1 protein-coding gene is annotated in these 294 nt (G+C 38.1%); it reads right to left on the bottom strand.

Features of this window, described 5'->3' with window-relative positions; genetic code table 11:
* The coding region (locus CI957_RS10715; RefSeq protein WP_164909105.1) for a hypothetical protein at positions 1-294 on the bottom strand (294 nt) is incomplete at both ends.

The raw sequence follows: 294 nt of genomic DNA on the forward strand, positions 1-294 counted from the left end.
ATTTGGAAGTACCGACTCAGTATAGTTATATGAACTGTCAGGCTTTGAAACATTTGCTTCCCAATTATCATCAATATATATTTCCGTGTGATCAAAGTCCTCGTCACCAGGATTTGTCCAGGACCATTCAATCCAGTATGCAGAAGTAGTATTGGTTAAATCACTGATACTGGCTGGTGGTGTTGTATCAGGATTAGTTGTTGTAGCTGTTTGAGTTACCCCACTGGTATTTACATTACCACTTTCGTCAACAGTTCTTATTTCAATTTCATATGTGGTATTTGGAAGTACCGA

This window comes from Methanohalophilus sp. WG1-DM, assembly GCF_004104135.1.
In the GTDB taxonomy this organism is placed as follows: domain Archaea; phylum Halobacteriota; class Methanosarcinia; order Methanosarcinales; family Methanosarcinaceae; genus Methanohalophilus; species Methanohalophilus euhalobius.